Origin of the sequence: Pseudoalteromonas sp. B160 (genome assembly GCF_037162485.1) — a bacterium.
Taxonomy (GTDB): domain Bacteria; phylum Pseudomonadota; class Gammaproteobacteria; order Enterobacterales; family Alteromonadaceae; genus Pseudoalteromonas; species Pseudoalteromonas rhizosphaerae.
The window spans coordinates 2,592,152-2,610,297 of the sequence record NZ_JARLUX010000001.1; the positions used below are offsets into that span (position 1 = coordinate 2,592,152).

General features: G+C 41.2%; 7 protein-coding genes and 4 pseudogenes. 9 read left to right on the plus strand and 2 right to left on the minus strand.

Features of this window, described 5'->3' with window-relative positions:
* Positions 1-89: 89 nt before the first annotated feature.
* The 4 genes and pseudogenes from P4S61_RS12040 (at position 90) to P4S61_RS12055 (ending at position 8,557) form a co-directional block, all read left to right on the plus strand.
* Positions 90-2,860 (plus strand): annotated as a pseudogene (locus P4S61_RS12040) (TonB-dependent receptor).
* A gap of 48 nt (positions 2,861-2,908) precedes the next feature.
* Positions 2,909-4,231, plus strand: a complete 1,323-nt coding sequence (locus P4S61_RS12045; protein ID WP_182797573.1) for a metallophosphoesterase — start codon at positions 2,909-2,911, stop codon at positions 4,229-4,231.
* A gap of 203 nt (positions 4,232-4,434) precedes the next feature.
* Positions 4,435-5,799 (plus strand): hypothetical protein, encoded by a 1,365-nt coding sequence (locus P4S61_RS12050; RefSeq protein WP_182797574.1) that lies wholly within the window; start codon positions 4,435-4,437, stop codon positions 5,797-5,799.
* 106 nt (positions 5,800-5,905) lie between these two features.
* The gene (locus tag P4S61_RS12055; RefSeq protein WP_337118329.1) at positions 5,906-8,557 is read left to right on the plus strand and encodes a DUF2339 domain-containing protein; all 2,652 of its coding nucleotides are present in this window, start codon (positions 5,906-5,908) and stop codon (positions 8,555-8,557) included.
* A gap of 132 nt (positions 8,558-8,689) precedes the next feature.
* Here the strand turns inward: P4S61_RS12055 and P4S61_RS12060 are convergent.
* A pseudogene (locus tag P4S61_RS12060) lies at positions 8,690-12,129 on the minus strand (PAS domain-containing hybrid sensor histidine kinase/response regulator).
* Positions 12,130-12,517: 388 nt separating this feature from the next.
* Here P4S61_RS12060 and P4S61_RS12065 point away from each other — a divergent pair.
* From P4S61_RS12065 to P4S61_RS12085, 5 genes and pseudogenes are all read left to right on the plus strand, one after another.
* Positions 12,518-12,780: pseudogene (locus P4S61_RS12065) on the plus strand (DUF4212 domain-containing protein).
* 10 nt (positions 12,781-12,790) lie between these two features.
* A complete protein-coding gene (locus P4S61_RS12070; RefSeq protein ID WP_145235323.1) occupies positions 12,791-14,515 on the plus strand; it encodes a sodium:solute symporter family protein in 1,725 nt (574 codons plus the stop codon).
* A 119-nt stretch (positions 14,516-14,634) separates the two neighbouring features.
* Positions 14,635-16,473 carry a DUF294 nucleotidyltransferase-like domain-containing protein gene (locus tag P4S61_RS12075; protein ID WP_182731516.1) on the plus strand — a complete coding sequence of 613 codons (1,839 nt, stop codon included), beginning with the start codon at positions 14,635-14,637 and terminating at the stop codon, positions 16,471-16,473.
* A gap of 35 nt (positions 16,474-16,508) precedes the next feature.
* Positions 16,509-17,130, plus strand: a pseudogene (locus P4S61_RS12080) (3'-5' exonuclease).
* Between the two features lie 202 nt (positions 17,131-17,332).
* The gene (locus P4S61_RS12085; protein WP_145235329.1) at positions 17,333-17,593 is read left to right on the plus strand and encodes a hypothetical protein; all 261 of its coding nucleotides are present in this window, start codon (positions 17,333-17,335) and stop codon (positions 17,591-17,593) included.
* A gap of 48 nt (positions 17,594-17,641) precedes the next feature.
* On the opposite strand, the gene P4S61_RS12090 is transcribed toward P4S61_RS12085, so the two are convergent.
* Positions 17,642-18,133 carry a PaaI family thioesterase gene (locus tag P4S61_RS12090; RefSeq protein WP_145235331.1) on the minus strand — a complete coding sequence of 164 codons (492 nt, stop codon included), beginning with the start codon at positions 18,131-18,133 and terminating at the stop codon, positions 17,642-17,644.
* Between the last annotated feature and the right edge of the window lie 13 nt (positions 18,134-18,146).

An 18,146-nucleotide genomic window follows, 5' to 3' on the forward strand; every position in this document is an offset into this window, starting at 1 on the left:
CTTTCATGATTGCCCCTTAGGGTGTTGCTGCGAGCCAAGCATGGCCAAGTAAACAATCAAAATCATTAGCAGCAACCAAGAGAACAATTATGAACCCTTTTATCAAATCGAGTATTGCATTAGCGTGTTGTGGTATTTTATATGCGACCCCAGCCTTAGCGGATGGTCGTGTGCAAGGTCGCATCACTGATGCCAGCCAAAGTGTGTATTTTGGCGGCGCGAAAGTATCGGTTAAAGAGTTAAACTTAAATACGGTAAGTAACCGCGATGGTTCTTTTTCATTTAATAAGTTGCCAGCGGGTGATTACACCCTAGTGGTTGATTACATTGGTGCCCCCTCGGTAGAACAAAAAATTACGGTGGTTGATTCACAAGTTTTTACACAACAAATTATAATTGGTGAGCAACAAGAAGCCATCGACAATATCATTGTTTATGGCCAAAGTGCTGGCCAAGCAGGCGCAATTAACCGCCAAAAAAACGCAACTAATTTAAAATCGGTAGTCAGTGCAGACTCGATTGGCCAGTTCCCTGATCAAAACGCAGCAGAAGCATTACAGCGTTTACCGAGTATTTTTATCGCTCGCGACCAAGGTGAAGGGCGATTTGTTGGTATTCGCGGTATTGATCCAAATTTAAACAACGTTACGGTTAATGGCTTAAATGTGCCGTCGCCTGAGGCCGGTGTTCGCTCTGTGGCGATGGATGTATTGCCAAGTGAACTAATTCAAAGTTTAGAAGTAAGTAAAACTGTTACCCCAGACATGGATGCCAGTGCTATTGGTGGCTCTATCGAAGTAAAAGCTTAAGTGCCTTTGATAAAGCAGGTGAAAGCTATAGTTTTACTGCACAGGGCTCATATAACGAATTAGAGTCAAAAACTAGCCCGAAGCTTTCAGGTAGTTACACTAATGTTTATGAGCTTGATGGTGGTCTTGATCTAGGTGTAGCAACAGCTATTTCGTGGTTTAAGCGTGATTTTGGTTCACGTAATATGGAGACCGACGGTGGTTGGAGTGAATTTGATGTTGAAGATGCAGCAACTGGCGACAAGGTCTCATTATTTGGCGCTGAAGAAATTGAGCAACGCCAGTATCAAATTACCCGTGAGCGTTTAGGTGCAGCACTTAATTTAGATTTACACAGCGGCGCCACTGATAAATATTATTTACGCACACTATATAGTGACTTTTCTGATGATGAGTATCGCCAACGTAATGAGTATAAGTTTAGCGATGGCAAACTATTAGATAGCAACGAGAGCGGTGCAAACTTTAGTGGTGCAGAAATGGACCGCGATACCAAAGACCGTTATGAAGAACAAAGTATTCTTTCACTGGTACTTGGTGGTGAAAATCAATTAGATAATTGGTTTGTTGAATATAATGTTGGTTATTCTAAATCAGAAGAAAAAGAGCCAAACCGCTTAGATGTGACCTTTGCTGGTAAAGATATTGATATGGGCTACATTGCGCGCGTTGATACTCCATTATTAAGCCAATCGACTAATGCCCACGATTTAAGCCTGTTTGAGATGGATAAAATTGAAGCGGCCAATAACCTTAGTGAAGACGAAGAGCTTAGCTTTAAACTCGACTTCAGCCGTGATTTTGTGTGGCAAAATAATAATGGTGAATTTAAGTTTGGTTTCAAACATCAAAATCGCGAAAAGCGTAATGATGTAAAGGTTGCTATTTATGATGGCGACTTTTTAGATGCTCTTGGTAGCGACTTTGTCGCGCCTGCACCTGACTTTGATTTGGGAAGTTTTGGACCGGGCCTTGATCGCGGCGCGATTCAAGCCTTTGTGAGAAAAAATAAAGAGGCGTTTGCTTTCAATATTAATGAGTCACAAGTTGAATCTGATGGTCAAAGTTATGTAAGTAATGAAGATATTACCGCCGCTTATGCGATGGTTAGTATGGATATTGATAAGTTACATGTTGTCGCGGGCGTGCGTTATGAAGGTACTAAGTTTGAAACGCAAGGTAACCAAGTTGACTTAGTAGTCGATAAAGTAAGTGATACAGAAACGGTTACCACAACGCCTTGGCAAGTAAGTAAAGATTATGACTACTTTTTACCAAGCTTAAATTTACGCTATAACATCAGCGATAAACTAGTGACCCGTTTTGCTTATACCAATACTATCGCGCGGCCAACCTTTAGCGATTCGGCCGCTTACCAATTAATTGAAACTGAAACAGTTGAAGATGAAGGCGTAATGGTTACAGAGCGTAAAGCTGAAGTCGGTAATCCAGCTCTTGACCCTTATGAATCAATGAACTTAGACGCATCAATCGAATATTACCCAGGTTCCATTGGGGTGTTATCTGCTGGTGTTTTCTATAAAGACATCGACAACTTTATTATTCAACAAGAAGTACAAGATAACGGTGATTGGGATGGTTTTGACGAAGTAGTGCAAATGGTTAATGGCGGTAAAGCGTCATTAACGGGGATCGAGCTAAACTGGAACAAAACCTTTAAATCAGGATTTGTGCTTGGTGCAAACGGAACCTTTATTGATGCGGATGAAAAATTACCAAATCAAGCAGACACAGTGGCAAATATCATTGTGGGCTTTGAAAATAATGCTATTAGCACTCGTTTAAGCGCATCATATAAGAGTGAGAGTTTCCAGTTTGATGATGCTGATATGGCGGTTTATGAAGATAGCCACATGCAATTGGATTTCAGCAGTAAATATTACTTAAACGATAATATCAACGTGTATTTCAATGCCACCAACCTAACAGATGAGCCAATGTACTTGTACCACGGCGAAAAACGTTACAACTACCAGTACGAATCTTACGGTCGTACATTTGAGCTAGGTTTTACGTTATCTTCTTTGTAAGGTGAACATATGAGCCTGCTTAACAGTAGGCTCATTGTTGAGGATATTATGATTAATAAAACTATTTTATATATTGCACTAACCGCATGTTTAGCAACGGTGGGTTGTACAGCTCAAAGTAACAAACAAAGCAGTACTGACGTCGCAAGTATCAGTAACAAAGCCTCCGACAAGATTGAGTTTTTAGCTTTTGGTGATGGTGGTTATCATGTTGACTATCCAAAAACTAAACACATAACCAACCCTAAAAACAAGCAACAGTTTATAGCCGCAGAGCTTGCTGATTGGTTAGAGGATTATCGCCCTCGCGATGAATTTGACCATGCACCAATATATATTTATCCAGGCACTGAGATTGCTACAGAGCAAGGTGGCGCTCAGGCTGTGGGGATCGCAATGGCAAAATTGTGTGAAACAAAAGCGTGCCAATTTGCTATTCAGCTCGGTGATAACGTATACCCTGATGGTGCCGATGCTAATGATGGTAAAGACGACCAAAAACGTTTACACGACTTAGTGTATGCGCCGCTTGAGCCATTATTTAAAGCTGAGCCTAATTTAGTGGTGTATTCCGCATTAGGTAATCATGATTGGAAAAGCTCGCGCAAAGGCGTAGCGGTACAAACGCAATGGATGGCAGAGCAAGCGAACTTTTACCTAGACGAAAAAGGCTACTATAGCTACAAAATGGGTGAGCCAGGTAACGATGTAGAATTTTTTGTGCTCGATACCAATATGTTACTGGCAGGGCAAAGTTATTATGATGTGCCGCTAAACCCAGATGGCAGTGAAGCAGATGAGCAACAAGCAATACGTGATGGCCGCGCAGATCTTGAAGTACATGACCCCCATGAAGGGCCACAAAACGATGAAGACCTAGCTCAGCTTATATGGCTTAAACAAGGCATTGCAAACTCGACTGCTAAATGGAAACTGGTTTATGGGCATCATATTTTATGGTCAATTGGGGGCACTAAATATAGTGAAGGCCACGTACTGCGTAAATTACTAATGCCAACTCTTTGCAAATATGCAGATGGTTATATTGCCGGCCACGAGCATGACTTAGAGTTACTAACCGATGATTGCTCAAAGTTTGATACCGGTAATAGCGTTGGCAAATTGCCGCTGATCATTTCTGGCGCTGCGTCTAAAATGCGTGGTAAACATACCCCGTTTGCACAGTTTCAAGAACGCCAATACCCTGAATATGATTTGCTTTGGTCAAAAAGCTTTGTATGGGGGTTTAGTCACATCAGTTTGGATAATCAAGCCAATAAGCTAGATGTGAGCTTTTATACCACGCCACGAGATTTAACTGGCAGTATTATTGATGAAGGTAGTTTTAGTTTTTCTAAACGCACTCGATAAACTTATATTCTGCATAAAAACCAGTGTAACTACGCTGGTTTTTTGTTGTTTTAATGTGTAAAACTGTGCATTTTTTTGCATCTTTGTACATTTATTTACGGTTACGTAAATATTTGTAAGTGGAGGTAATGCTTTGTAAATTATGGAATTATTGCTTTTGTTAATGGTCAAATTCAAACTATTAACAATAAGGAATTGATTCCATGCGTAGCCCGTTATTTAAAACTGCACTAACAACCTCTTTACTTGCAACCCTTACTGCGTGCTCTGGCGATGACTCAAGCTCGAGTAAAAGTGGTTATATCCAATTATACAATGGCTCTTATAATAGCCCGTACACCCGTTTATTTATCGACGATGCTGAGCGTTCAGGCACTGATTTTGGTGGCGTTACCACTCGTCATAATTACAGTACTAATAACTATGATGTGAGCTTTAAGTACCTTGATGCAAACGACAGTTATATAACGATCAGTGAAAAAGCAGTTTCGGTAAAAGACGACATGACCCAATTATGGGTGATGGATGGCGATTTTTCAGAGCCAACATTCAGTGAGTTAAGTGTACCAACCGGCAGTGATGAAGGGGCTGTTAATTTAGGCTTCTTTAATATTGCCGGAGAAAACATTAGTTTTGATGTGTATTTAGCAAATGATGATGGCTTATTTGAAACCGCTGAGTTAATTGCATCACCACGGTATTTAAACGAACTGGCACTGCAAAGCTTTGATGAAGGATATTACACACTGTATTTAACTCAAAGCGGCAGTACTGATGTGCTATTTGAGTCTGCTTCGATTTACCTAAATGATGATGCCAGTTATGTTGCGATGATCAGATCAAGTTACGCCACTGAAGAACATGGTATTACGCTAGATCTCGTTACTTCAAGCAATACCGTAACCACGCTCAAACATCAAAATGCCCAAGGGCAATTGCGTTTTATCAATACTATTGATGATTACCCGCAAACTAGCTTTAGTGCAACGCGGGGGAGCGCAAGCAGCACTTCGCAAGTAACCGCTAATGACAGCTACTCAAACTACATTGAGCTTGCTCCAAACAGTTACAGTATTGCTATGTTAGATGAGCAAGGAAATGCAATTGTTGATAACTTTTTACTAACCCTTGAGCGCGAGCAAAGTAATGTTGGTGTTTTTTATAAAGATAAAGATTACGGCCCGCGAATGATGACAGTAAAAGAAACCTTAACGCCAAGTAGCTACAGTCATAAGGTGACAGTCGTTAATTTAATTGATAGTTACGCGGGGCAAAATATTACTGACGTTGATGTGGTATTTACCCTCAATGGTGAAACCGTAGATGATGCTAAAAATATTATTGATGGCATCGATCAGTATGATCAAGAAGATCAGGTTGTCGATAATGAAATTTACACCACTTATGTGCTTTATGAAGATAATGGCCAGCAAATTGTACTCATGCAACAAGGCGATATGGACTTTAGCCAAGAAGGTAACTACATATTAATTCTTGAGCATGATGAAACAACCAGCACTGGCTATAAAATGACGCTAGAGCGAACGGTTACTGATTCGGTAGAGTAATCTTACTTTAATTTCAGCCTCGTAATAGCGAGGCTGAGATTTTTGGGTATATTTTCAATACACTTTACGTTATAAGGGAATATTAAAAGCAGTCAAGGATTGAAAAATGGACGATATTTTAGGGCTCATAGTCATTTTATCGTTAGTTGTAGTCGCAGGCTCTATTGCCGGTCTTATTGCTTTAATGCAAATAAGTACGTTAAAGCAAGATATTGCGATATTAAAAAAACAACTGCGTGGAGTCATGGTAGACAATACCGGGCAGCATCAAGTGCCGCGAGACATTGCTGCTAATATAACTGAGCCGCAAGTAGAGCATCCGGTTACGCTAGAACGATCATCCCAAGCTGAGGCAATTTTACATCAGCAACCACCGGTAAAAAAATACGTAAACACCGCACCGACTATAATAACAACTTCTCGCCAGAAACAAGCTTCTCCCTCAGTTATTGATATATTCTTTAGTAAATTAAAAACACAGTTCCAAGAAAATTGGATGACCTGGATTGGCGGCGTCGCGCTGGCCTTTGGGGGGATATTTTTAGCAAAATACAGTCTTGATGCCGGCTTATTATCACCAAGCTTACGACTCACCTTAGGGGGCTTATTTGGTCTCGCATTAATTGCCGGTGCCGAGTATTTACATAGAAAAGGTATTGTCTTCGAAGGCTTTAATAATTACGTGCCTGCAGCACTTGCAGGTGGCGGGTTTATTAGCTGCTTTGCATTAACGTTATTAGCTTATTCAAGCTATGCCATGTTAAGCCCAACCGTGGCGTTTGTGATGCTGGCAGTAATTGCACTGGCTGCAAGCTCTATGGCGCTGCGTTTAGGGACTTTATTGGCCGTGCTTGGCATAGTTGGCGCTTACAGCGTGCCGATTTGGGTTAATACTGGCAGTGGTAACTTAATGGCGTTATTGATGTACATTGGCTTTGTTACTTTTGCTGCGGTATTAGTGGCGCAAAAAGTAAAACGTAATTGGTTGTGGTATTTACTATGGGCTGGGCATATAGGTTGGTATTGGGTGGCACTGAGTGTAATCAATACGCAGCAATATTGGATTGTTGGTGGTTTTGCACTGCTCTCTATTATTGGTTTAATTGCCATTGCACGATTAGGTTTAACTTTGCGTTTATTAGAATATCGCCCACATAGTTTACAGAGATTATTAAAATTACAGCCGGATCATCCGTTATTGCTAGCGATAGTAATTCCTTTATTGCTGACGATAATGGCAGAGGCAGTGAGCTTACAATGGCAAATTGTGATGGTGTGTTTAATCGTCATGCTGTTATTTTTAGTGCTGCAAAATAGTCGTTGGGATCTTTGGCAAGGTTTGGCGTTAGTGGTTGCGATGTTATTAGTCTTTAGCCAACAACGTTATAGTGTCGATAGCAATGATCATTTGTTTGTATTTAGGGAAATGTATGGCGTAGGGTTATTACTCGCGGTTGGGCTTTGTCTATACGGGCTTTATTTTGGCGCGCGTTACTATAAACGTTTAATGTTTCATTTAGTGGCTGCGTTTAGTGTGTTTACCTTGATTGCAACGCTCTATACTATAACACCCGAGCAAGGCTTAGGCGTTGCGTATCCGCTATGGACTGTATTGTTGCTAGTTACGAGTGGTGTATTAATTAAACGCGCACAAACAGCTCACACTCAATGGCAGCAGTTTAGTTATTGGGTTGGCGCTAATGCTAATATAACTCTTTGTTTAACTATGTTATTAGCCGATAGCGGGTTAACCCTCGCACTGGCTGCTCAAGTGTTGGTTATTAGCTATCTGGTGAAACGCCATGATGTGCCTATGCCGCATTGGCCTATTAAAGTGCTGGTGGCTGTGGTGCTGGCAAGGCTAACCTTTGCACCGTGGACGGCACATTATTTTGATCTAACCATATTTTCAATGCATTGGAGCGCAATTGTGTATCCATCAGCGGTTGGGTTATTTTGGTTTGCCGCAAAACAGTGGCAACAAACAGATATGAAAATTTGGCTCGAAGGGGCTGCATTACATTGCTTAGCATTATTTATCACCACCGAGACCAGCTATCAACTAGTCGGGCATTATCCACAGCTTACTTCTTTAAGCTTTTATGAGCAGGTATTACTCAGTTGTAATTGGTTAGCACTTGGCTGCGTTTATTTGCATCGGTCACGCAGCGCAGGGCAACTGGGTAAACTTTATCGCATTGCAGGGCTTGCACTTGCGGGACTCGCTGGCTTGTTGTTGATAAGTACAGCATTGTATGAAAATCCACTATTTATACGCCTTTACGTTGGTGAAATGCCATTATTTAATTGGCTGTTATTAACCTGGCTCGTACCAAGTATTCTTACACTGTGGTTGGCTAAATTAGTTAAACCACTTAATGCTAAGTTTAGTCAAATAGTACTGGGTGCATCAGGCTTATTAGCAGTGTTAGCTATCAACACATTGATCCGCCAATATTGGCAAGGCGGGTTCATTTATCTTGATAAAGCGACCAGTGACGCCGAGCTATACAGCTATTCGATCATTTGGTTATTACTTGGCGCGTTGGTGGTCATTACCGGGCATTTAAAACAACAGTTGCTACTACAAAAAGTCGGCTTAGGCATTCTCGGCGCGGTTATCGTGAAGGTATTCTTAATTGATATGGCAAGCCTGACCGGCTTGCTCAAAGCTGTATCATTTATTGGTTTAGGCCTGTCGCTCGTTGGCCTAAGCTGGCTGTTTCAAAAGCTCAGGAGTAAAGCACCAGCGGGGTAATTTAACTCAAGCAGTACACCCAATAAGATTGTTGGGTGTACTTAGTTATGTTGTTTAACGCCAATCTGTTCTAACCTTTTGCCTAGCACCTAGCACCTAGCACCTAGCACCTAGCACCTAGCACCTTTCCCTTCACGTACTATGGTTTAGCAGTGCTTTTAATTTCCCTGGCTTGATTGGTTTAGACAAGTAATGAATATCAGCGGCTTTAGTCGCTTGTTTTAGCTCTACGTCGCGTACTGCGGTGATTAAAATTGCCGGTACGTTGGTTTGCCAAATTTCCCGCAGGGCTTTAATTAATGTAATACCATCGTGTTCATGGCCTAACTGATAATCCATTAATATCACATCCGGTGCGCTGTGTTCATTTGCGTATGCGAGTACGCCTTCAACTTGATCAAACAACTGATAATTAGCTTGCCACTTTTGTAATAAACTGGCCATGGCGTTTAGGTTTTCAGGGTCGTCATCAACGGCAACGATATTCATTGCAGAGCGCTCTTCAAACAAGCTATTGGTAACGTGTTTTTGCTGAACAAATTGGCTTTCGCCATAAGGGACTTCAATACTAAAGCAGCTACCTCTTTGCGGAGTTGAGCGCACATCTAAGCGAATCGACAGTAAATCTACCATACGCTTTACTACGCTAAGGCCAAGGCCAACGCCTTTATTGTCAGAGGCCTCTACGCGGTAGAAGTCGTTAAATATTTTTGCTTGCTCTACCTCGCTAATGCCAGGGCCGGTGTCCCACACTTCAATGCGCAGGTGATGTTTGCGTTTACGACACGCTACTAATACTTTGCCCGTATTGGTGTATTTAACTGCATTTGATACTAAGTTCTGCACAATTCGCCGTAGATAGGTGATATCACTGTGGACAATATGCTGTCCGCTGCGCACTGTGAGCTTGAGGCCTTTTTCGCTTGTTAAAATGGCGTATTCATTACGCAGTGGTGCGAGGATATCATCAATACTAAAGTGGCGAGGGGTGGGGTCATCGCACCTTGTTCAAGTTTGGCAATTTCTAATAGGGCTGACATTAAATGCACTGTTGAATCGAGGCTGGCACCGAGCTTTTCGAAGTTATTGATATTATTATCAGCGAGGGATTTTTCATCTATCGCAGCAAGGTATAAACGGGCGGCGTTGAGCGGTTGCAAAATATCGTGACTTGCTAAAGCTAAAAAGCGGGTTTTACTGTCATTGGCTTGCTCTGCTTCTCGTTTTGCTAAAGTGAGTGCTTGCTCTGTTTGTACGCGGCTTTCTATTTGTGCTTCGAGATCTTTATTGATAGTTCGAATTTCTTGGGTACGCGCTTCAATACGATTTTCCAAATCCATATTCACTTCTTCAAGTGCATTTTGTGTGGCAATGTGAGTGGTAATATCTGAAAAGCTAGTAACAAAGCCGCCATCAGGCAGTGGGTTACCGGTCATTTCGTACACTAGGCCGTTACGACGGTGACGGATAAAGTGATGCGAACTACCATTTTTTAAATGTTGTACGCGCTTTTCTACTTGGCGTTCTATTTCACCAGGGCCACATTCGCCGCGCTCCGCATTGTAACGAATAATTTGCTCAATCGGTTGACCTACTTCTAAAAATCCTTCGGGGTAATTAAACATCTCTGCGTAGCGCTTATTCCACGCAACAAGATTAAGCTCTTTATCAACAACTGAAATACCATGACTGAGATTCTCTAAAGAGGTGAACAACAGGTTTTGGTTAAACTGTAGTGCTTGCGTTGTTTCATCAAAAAAGTTAACCACTTCTTCAAATGCCATTCGCTTGCCCGACGCTACAGTGTGGATCAAAGCTTGCGCTGAAGAGGCGCCTAATACACCGGTCAAGGCGCGTTCGCAGTAAGCTATAAACTCAGGATCGGGGTGAGTGTTATTTTCTCCTAGTTGGTGAGTCAGTGAAAAATGCGTCAATACTTGTTGGCTACGCTGGACTCCTAAAAAGGTTTGTAACAGTACTTTAAAATCGTATACCGTGGCTTTCACGTTTTTGTTTAAACGTCTTGCAAGTACTGCTTGCTCCTTGGGATTAACGAATGCTGCTGCTTGAATTTTATCAATTAACCGCTCATCAGCTCCCAGTGAAAAACTAATATAACAGCCAATATTGGCAAATAAAGCGATCAGTGTGCCGCGGGTAATAAGGGTTTGTTGTAGTTCGGTGTCAAGTGTATTACCTGCATCTAAAATAGGTAACATTAGAAATAATATCCAACAAATTAACCCCGCTAATAAACCAGCATAAACACCGTAGGCATGGCCTTTGCGCCAGTATAGGCCGCCCACAATGGCGGGTAATAATTGCGTTACCAAAGAAAATGCAACTAACCCCATGCTGGCTAGTGCTTTGCCATGACCAAACCATTGCTGATAAAAATACGATAAGATCAAAATACCGGCGATGGTAAAACGCCTTACCAGTAATATTTGTGGCTTATAACTGCTGGTGATCAGGTTGCGTTTGAATTTACGTCGCAGCATTAGCGGTAATACCACATCGTTTGAGATCATGGTACTCAGGGTCAAAGTGGCAACCACAATCATCGCAGTCGCTGCGGATATTCCGCCAATAAATACAAAGGTGGTAAGTAATACATTGTCATTCATTAATGGCAGCGCCAATACAAAACTATCAGGGGAGAAGCTATTGCCGATCTGTGGATGAATAGCTGCGGTGGCTATTGGTAAAATCATTGCTGCCGTCAGTAGTAAATAAAGTGGAAATGCCCAACGAGCGGTAAATAGGTGACGTTTGTCTTGGTTATCAACCACTGTAACGTGAAATTGTCTTGGCAAACAGATGATTGCAGCAGCGGCCATCAGTGATTGACCAATAAAGTTAAAGCTTAAAAAGTTAAAGTTATTCCAATGTTGCCATAAAGATTCTTTTATTTGTTCTTCATTAGCACTGGGTAAATTATACAAGGTGTACACTGCCAAAGCCGCTACTGCTACTAATGCCAGTAGTTTGATCATTGATTCAAATGCGACTGCCAACATTAATCCTGAACGGTATTCGGTTACATCAACTTTACGGGTGCCAAAAAATATTGCGAACATAGCCATGATCAGGGTGGCAGAAAGCGCGACCATTGATCCCGATATTTTATTGTCACTTTGCAGTAGTAAGAAGCTATTGCTCAGTGCTTTTAATTGCAAGGCGATATAAGGAATGGTTGCTAGTAGCGCAATCATAGTCACCATAATGGCAGTGGTTTGACGTTTGCCATAACGGGCAGAGATAAAATCGGCAATGGTGGTGATATTTTGTTTTTTACTCACCAGTACCAGTTTGCGCAAAAATCCTTGTCCGAAAAAAAACAATAGTGCAGGGCCAAGTAGAATGGGTAAATAGCTCCAACTACTGGTAGCCGCAGTACCAACAGAGCCGTAATAAGTCCACGAAGTACAGTAAATACCCAGCGAAAAGGAGTAAACAAAAGGGTGATGGCTAATTCGTTTTGCCAGCGGTGTGGTTTTATCGCCCCAGTTTGCTAGCCAAAACAATATGCCAATGTACGCTAAAGCGACAAAAATTAGTGCAGCAGTCATGTTTTTATTCAATTTTTATTATGTTATTGCACACCATACCAGAAGTTTTCACTATTTTGAGCTGTCAATTTTTGTGAGTATTCTTAAAATAAACATATTTATTTGATATATATAAGGAATTTAATGTTTTGTTGATATATTAGACTAATGTCGCAAGTGTGCAATATAGCTTAGGTGAATAGTTAAAATCACCGAGTGGAAATACTTAACATTATGATAAAAAACGCTTTTTACTTTTTTGTAACAAGCGCCGCATTGCAGTTTACGTAAACGTTAATCTGTTGTTACGACTATGGTCTCAATTCAATATTGTTCAGGCATTGCTAAGTTTATAACCGAGAATAAATCGAACACATCACTTTTTACAGATGTTAAAGAGGAAATAAAAATGGCTTTTAAAGATGAAGAACAAGCAAAAGCTTATTGGGCGGAAAACATTTCACTGCTGTTTAAATTATTAGCAGTTTGGTTTGTCGTGTCGTTTGGCTTTGGCATAATACTGGTTGATGTACTTAATGAAGTGCGTTTTTTGGGTTTAAACTTGGCTTCTGGTTCTCCCAGCAAGGCGCGATTTACACCTTTGTTGCTTTGATTTTTGTGTACGTTTTCAAAATGAATACGTTAGATAAAAAATACGGCGTAGACGAATAGGAGCTAAGCAATGGATGTTCAAACACTCACGTTTATAATTGTCGGGTTGAGCTTCGCGCTTTATATCGGCATTGCAATTTGGGCCCGAGCTGGTTCAACAAAAGAGTTTTATGTAGCAGGTGGTGGGGTTCCGCCTCTGGCTAATGGTATGGCAACAGCCGCAGACTGGATGAGTGCAGCGTCATTTATTTCAATGGCGGGTATCATCTCTTTTGCAGGGTATGATGGCGGCGTTTACTTAATGGGGTGGACAGGCGGCTATGTACTACTTGCTATGTGTTTAGCACCTTACTTACGTAAATTCGGCAAGTTTACTGTGCCAGACTTTATCGGCGACCGTTACTATTCACGCACCGCGCGTTTAGTGGCAATCTTATGTGCCATCTTCATTTGTTTTACATACATTGCAGGGCAAATGCGCGGTGTAGGGGTTGTATTCTCACGTTTCTTAGAAGTTGAAATTGAAACTGGCGTTTACATTGGTATGGTTATCGTATTCTTTTATGCGGTACTCGGTGGTATGAAGGGTATTACTTATACCCAAGTAGCGCAGTATTGTGTATTGGTGTTTGCTTACCTTGTTCCTGCCATCTTTATCTCTATGATGATGACGGGTCACTTCTTCCCACAAACAGGCTTTGGCGCTACATTAATTGGCAGCGATGGTGTATACGTACTTGATAAACTGGACGGTTTAAGTGCCGAACTTGGTTTTGCACAATACACTGAAGGCTCTAAGAGCATGATTGATGTGTTTGCTATTACTGGTGCCTTAATGGTGGGTACTGCGGGTCTTCCGCATGTAATTGTACGCTTTTTCACTGTACCTCGCGTTAAAGATACGCGTATTTCAGCAGCATGGACTTTAGTATTCATTGCGATAGTTTACACAACCGCGCCAGCCGTTGCGGCATTTGCCCGCGTAAACATGATTGATACCATAAATGGTAAAGACGGAAGTGGTACTGAATACGCTGAAGCACCAGTATGGGTAAAAAATTGGGAAAGAACGGGCTTAATCACTTTTAATGATAAAAATGGTGATGGCAAAATGTTCTACACAGCAGGTAAGATCAGTGATCCAAATAGCGCTAACGAAGTTAACGTTGACCGCGACATCATGGTACTTGCTAACCCTGAAATTGCTAACTTACCAGCATGGGTCGTGGCACTTGTGGCCGCCGGTGGTATTGCTGCTGCATTATCAACAACCGCAGGCTTATTATTAGTTATTTCGACTTCGGTATCGCATGATTTGCTTAAGCGGACCTTAAAACCAGACATTAGCGATAAACAAGAGTTACTCGCAGCGAGGTTGGCAGCCATGGTTGCGATTGTTATCTCCGCTTACTTTGGTATTAATCCGCCTGGATTCGTGGCGTCGGTAGTGGCATTTGCATTCGGCTTGGCCGCAGCAAGTTTCTTCCCGGCGATCATTATGGGTATCTTCTCTAAGAAGATGAATAAAGAAGGTGCGGTTCTAGGTATGGTTACAGGTATTACCTTTACTGCAGCATATATCATCTTCTTCAAGTTTATCAGCCCAGAACTAAATAGCCCTGAGCATTGGTTCTTAGGTATTTCACCGGAAGGTATTGGTTTAGTAGGTATGATTATTAATTTCTCAGTTGCAGCAATCGTACTTAAATTTACTGCCGATACACCGCTTGAAATTCAAGAAATGGTTGAAAGCATTCGTAATCCTAAAGGTTCTAGTGAAGCTCACGCTCACTAATAACGCTGATACTCTATTAATTAATATTGATAGATCCAAAAGCCCGACTTAAGTCGGGCTTTTTATTTACCGTTGATAGCAGTACAGTGATTGTACGATTGTTTTTTGCGAGTAGACAAATGAATAATGAGCAACAGGAAGTAGCCCAGTTTGTGCTAGCACAAACTCCTTTTAGTCACCTTAATAGCAGTGCTACGGATTATTTTGTAAAGCACCTAGATGTTATTTATCTGACTCGTGAAAACCAAACACAATGGCTGCAATCAGAATCACCTAAACTGTTTTTAATTCGTTCTGGTTTGTATGACTTAGTGGATGCTAAAGGTGATGTGATCACACGGTTAGCGCAAGGAGAGTATTTTGGTTTTCCTTCGTTATTAACCGGAGAAGCAATTCAAAATCATTTAGCAGTGCAAAAAGAGGGCATTGTTTATATGCTCAACCAAGATGCTTTCGACTACTTGCGCCGTGAATATAAAACGTTTGAGCAGTATTTTGTGCGCGCGCATGCAAATCGGCTGCTTTCTTCACATTATAAAAGCCAAAACGATAGTTGGTCTGAACGTAAAATATCTGAACTGATGTCACGTAAAGCGGTCACATTATCGCCCGATGCAAGTATTCGTCAAGCAGCTAAAAAAATGAAAGAGCACGGCGTGTCTTCGATTATGGTGACAGAATTTGAACGCTTAGTTGGTGTGGTTACAGATCGCGATTTACGTAACCGAGTATTGGCAGATGAAATCGATCCCAAACAAGCGGTTAGCATTATCATGAGTGTCAAACCCAAGTTTATTTTTGAAAATAACCGTGTTTTTTCAGCTCTGCATTTAATGCTCAAACATAACATTCATCATTTACCAGTGTTGGATGAACACCATAAAGCGTTGGGTATGATCACCAGCACAGACTTATTACGTCAGCAAAAGAGCGACCCCGTACAATTGATTGGCCGTATTTATAAAGCTCGCAGTGTCGCCGATTTAAAGCGTTATGCGGCAGAAGTACCAGAATTACTGCGTAGTTTTTCTCATAATATTGATGATATATCTTTAATAGGTAAATTACTCAGTGGCTTAACTGATGCGTTAACCTCACGACTAATATATTTATTCCAAGAAGATAACGGTGCCGCTCCTACTAGCTTTAGTTTTATTTGTTTTGGCTCTCAAGCGCGTGAAGAGCAAACCTTACATTCTGATCAAGATAACGGCTTATTACTACCTGATGACTTAAGCGAGCAACATCAAGATTACTATCGCCGCATGGGGGAGTTTGTTTGCGAACAGTTGGTTGAGTGCGGTATTAAACGCTGCCCAGGTAATATTATGGCAAGCAGCGAATTATGCAGAATGAGTATATCGGATTGGTGTGAGCGCTTTTTTAACTGGATCAAAAGCCCGACACCTGAAGCAATGCTCAACTGTAAAATATTTTTTGATTTACGTTTTATTGAAGGCTCAACGGCACTTTACACTGCATTTTGTGAGCAACTAACCCGAATTTCTCGCAACGAATTATTTTACGCCGCAATGGCAACGGATATTAAATCGAATTCTGTGCCGATAGGGTTATTTAATCAATTCAAGTTAGAAAAAGATGCTAAGCAACATAGATACATTGATTTGAAAAAGCGTGGTGTGGTTATCATCAATGACATTGTGCGCTTGTATGCGTTAAAAGCAGGGATCCGTAGAGCAAACACCCAAGAGCGCTTAGATGCATTGCTGAAACACTCATTGTTAAGTAATCACGATGTATATAATTTGAAAGACTGCTGGCGATTTTTAACTCAATTACGTTTACGTACACAAATAAATGAAGAAGGACTACCGAGTAACTGTATTAATCCAGATAGGTTAAACTCGCTAGAGCGCCATCAATTAAAAGAAGCGTTTTATTTACTCAAGCTCGCACAACAAGCTGCGGCATTTAAGTTTGCTCGTGGAAGTTTATAAATATGTGTTTTGCTATGAATAAGGTGACAAGCTAAGTGGTTAAACGTTGGTTGAGTCGTTATTTAGCACGTAAGCGATTACTTGCTCAAAACGCACTAGTACAGCGCTATATAGTGATTGATTTAGAGTTGACTGGACTGGATCCAAAACTGCATGAAATCGTCTCGATTGCGTGGGTGTTGATAGAAAAGCAATGCATTAAATTGAGCCAAGCTCAGCACGCCATAAATAAAGATGTGCTGCGCCTTGAGCAAAGTCCTGTTTATCATGGAATTGCCCAGCAAGATGTCGCTAATGGAAAAAGCTTAGCGGCTATTTTAGCTAAGCTAAGCGCTCATTTTTCGGATGCTATTTTGGTGTTTCATAATGCTACTTTAGATTGGGGATTTTAAAGCAGGCATTTCAAGCACATAATATTGATGTGCAGCCTTTATTGATTATTGATACTTTTCAGATTGAAAAAAGCGCCTGCACCAACAAGGCCATGAAATAGGCTTAGACGATTTAACTCTCAGTGCCTGCAGGGCGCGGTATGAGCTACCTCATTATGGTTGCCATCATGCACTTACCGATGCCATGGCTACCGCAGAATTACTGTTAGCACAATGCCATCAAATTAGCCGTGGCAATGAACTAAAGTTGGCTGAGTTGGTTTAAACCGAACGCTGATTAATTACACTCTACCGTTCTCATTATTATTAATATATATCCTAGCTGAACAACTGTTTTAATTGTTAACTATATCGCGCCGTAAGTATTAATTTTTATTCTTAAAAACAGGCTTTTATCGTAATCTTTTTAGGTACTTTATTTGCTATTGTAGAGCACTAACATTTACTTTCTCGTTTGGTTTTTATCTATGAAAAATAATTTACTGCCATCTTTAGCTGGCGTTTTAGTGAGCTTGTTCGCCGTATGGTGGTTACATGGGTTTTTATTGGTTGACCGCTGTTTAGATAGTGGTGGGGCTATTAATCATAAAACAAACTTATGCGTGGGCGCAAACGAGCAAATAATAGAACTTGCTACACCGTCAGGTATGTTAGTTATTTATGGTGTGGTGATTATGGCTTTGTCGCTATCAGTCAGTGTACTGCTGAAAAAGCTAGGTAAGCGCTAAGTTTTGAATTGAAGAGCGAACACGGCAGTTCGCTCTTAACTTTGAATGCTAACTGATAAAGCTCGCTGGCATTTTCACAGCAATTACGCTGCCTTTAACACAGATCACGTTGTTCGCTGATAGCGTGATGTCGACAATCACTTTGTTGGGTTTTACTTCAATGAAGCTACCTATTAGCTGCAGCTCTACCCCCATTGGAGTCGGCGCTAAAAAGTTAACATTTAAAGCCCCTGTAACAAAACGAAATGCAGGTTGAGTCCCCATCTCTCGCTCTGCATATCGATAAGCTATAGCAGCGGCACTGCCTGTACCATGGCAGTCAATCAGGGACGCAAGCAGCCCACCATAGACAAAGCCAGGGATTGCTGTATGGCAAGGTTGCGGCGTAAAGTGGGCGATAGTTTTATCGATATTGCCTTGATTTTGCTCATCCTGATACCAATAACTTTTTAATTGGTGACCCTGCTCATTGTTTTTGCCACAGCCATAACAATGGCTGAGCTCATCGGGGTAATAATCTTGAAAGGCTATATTGTTCATTAAAACTCCTAGT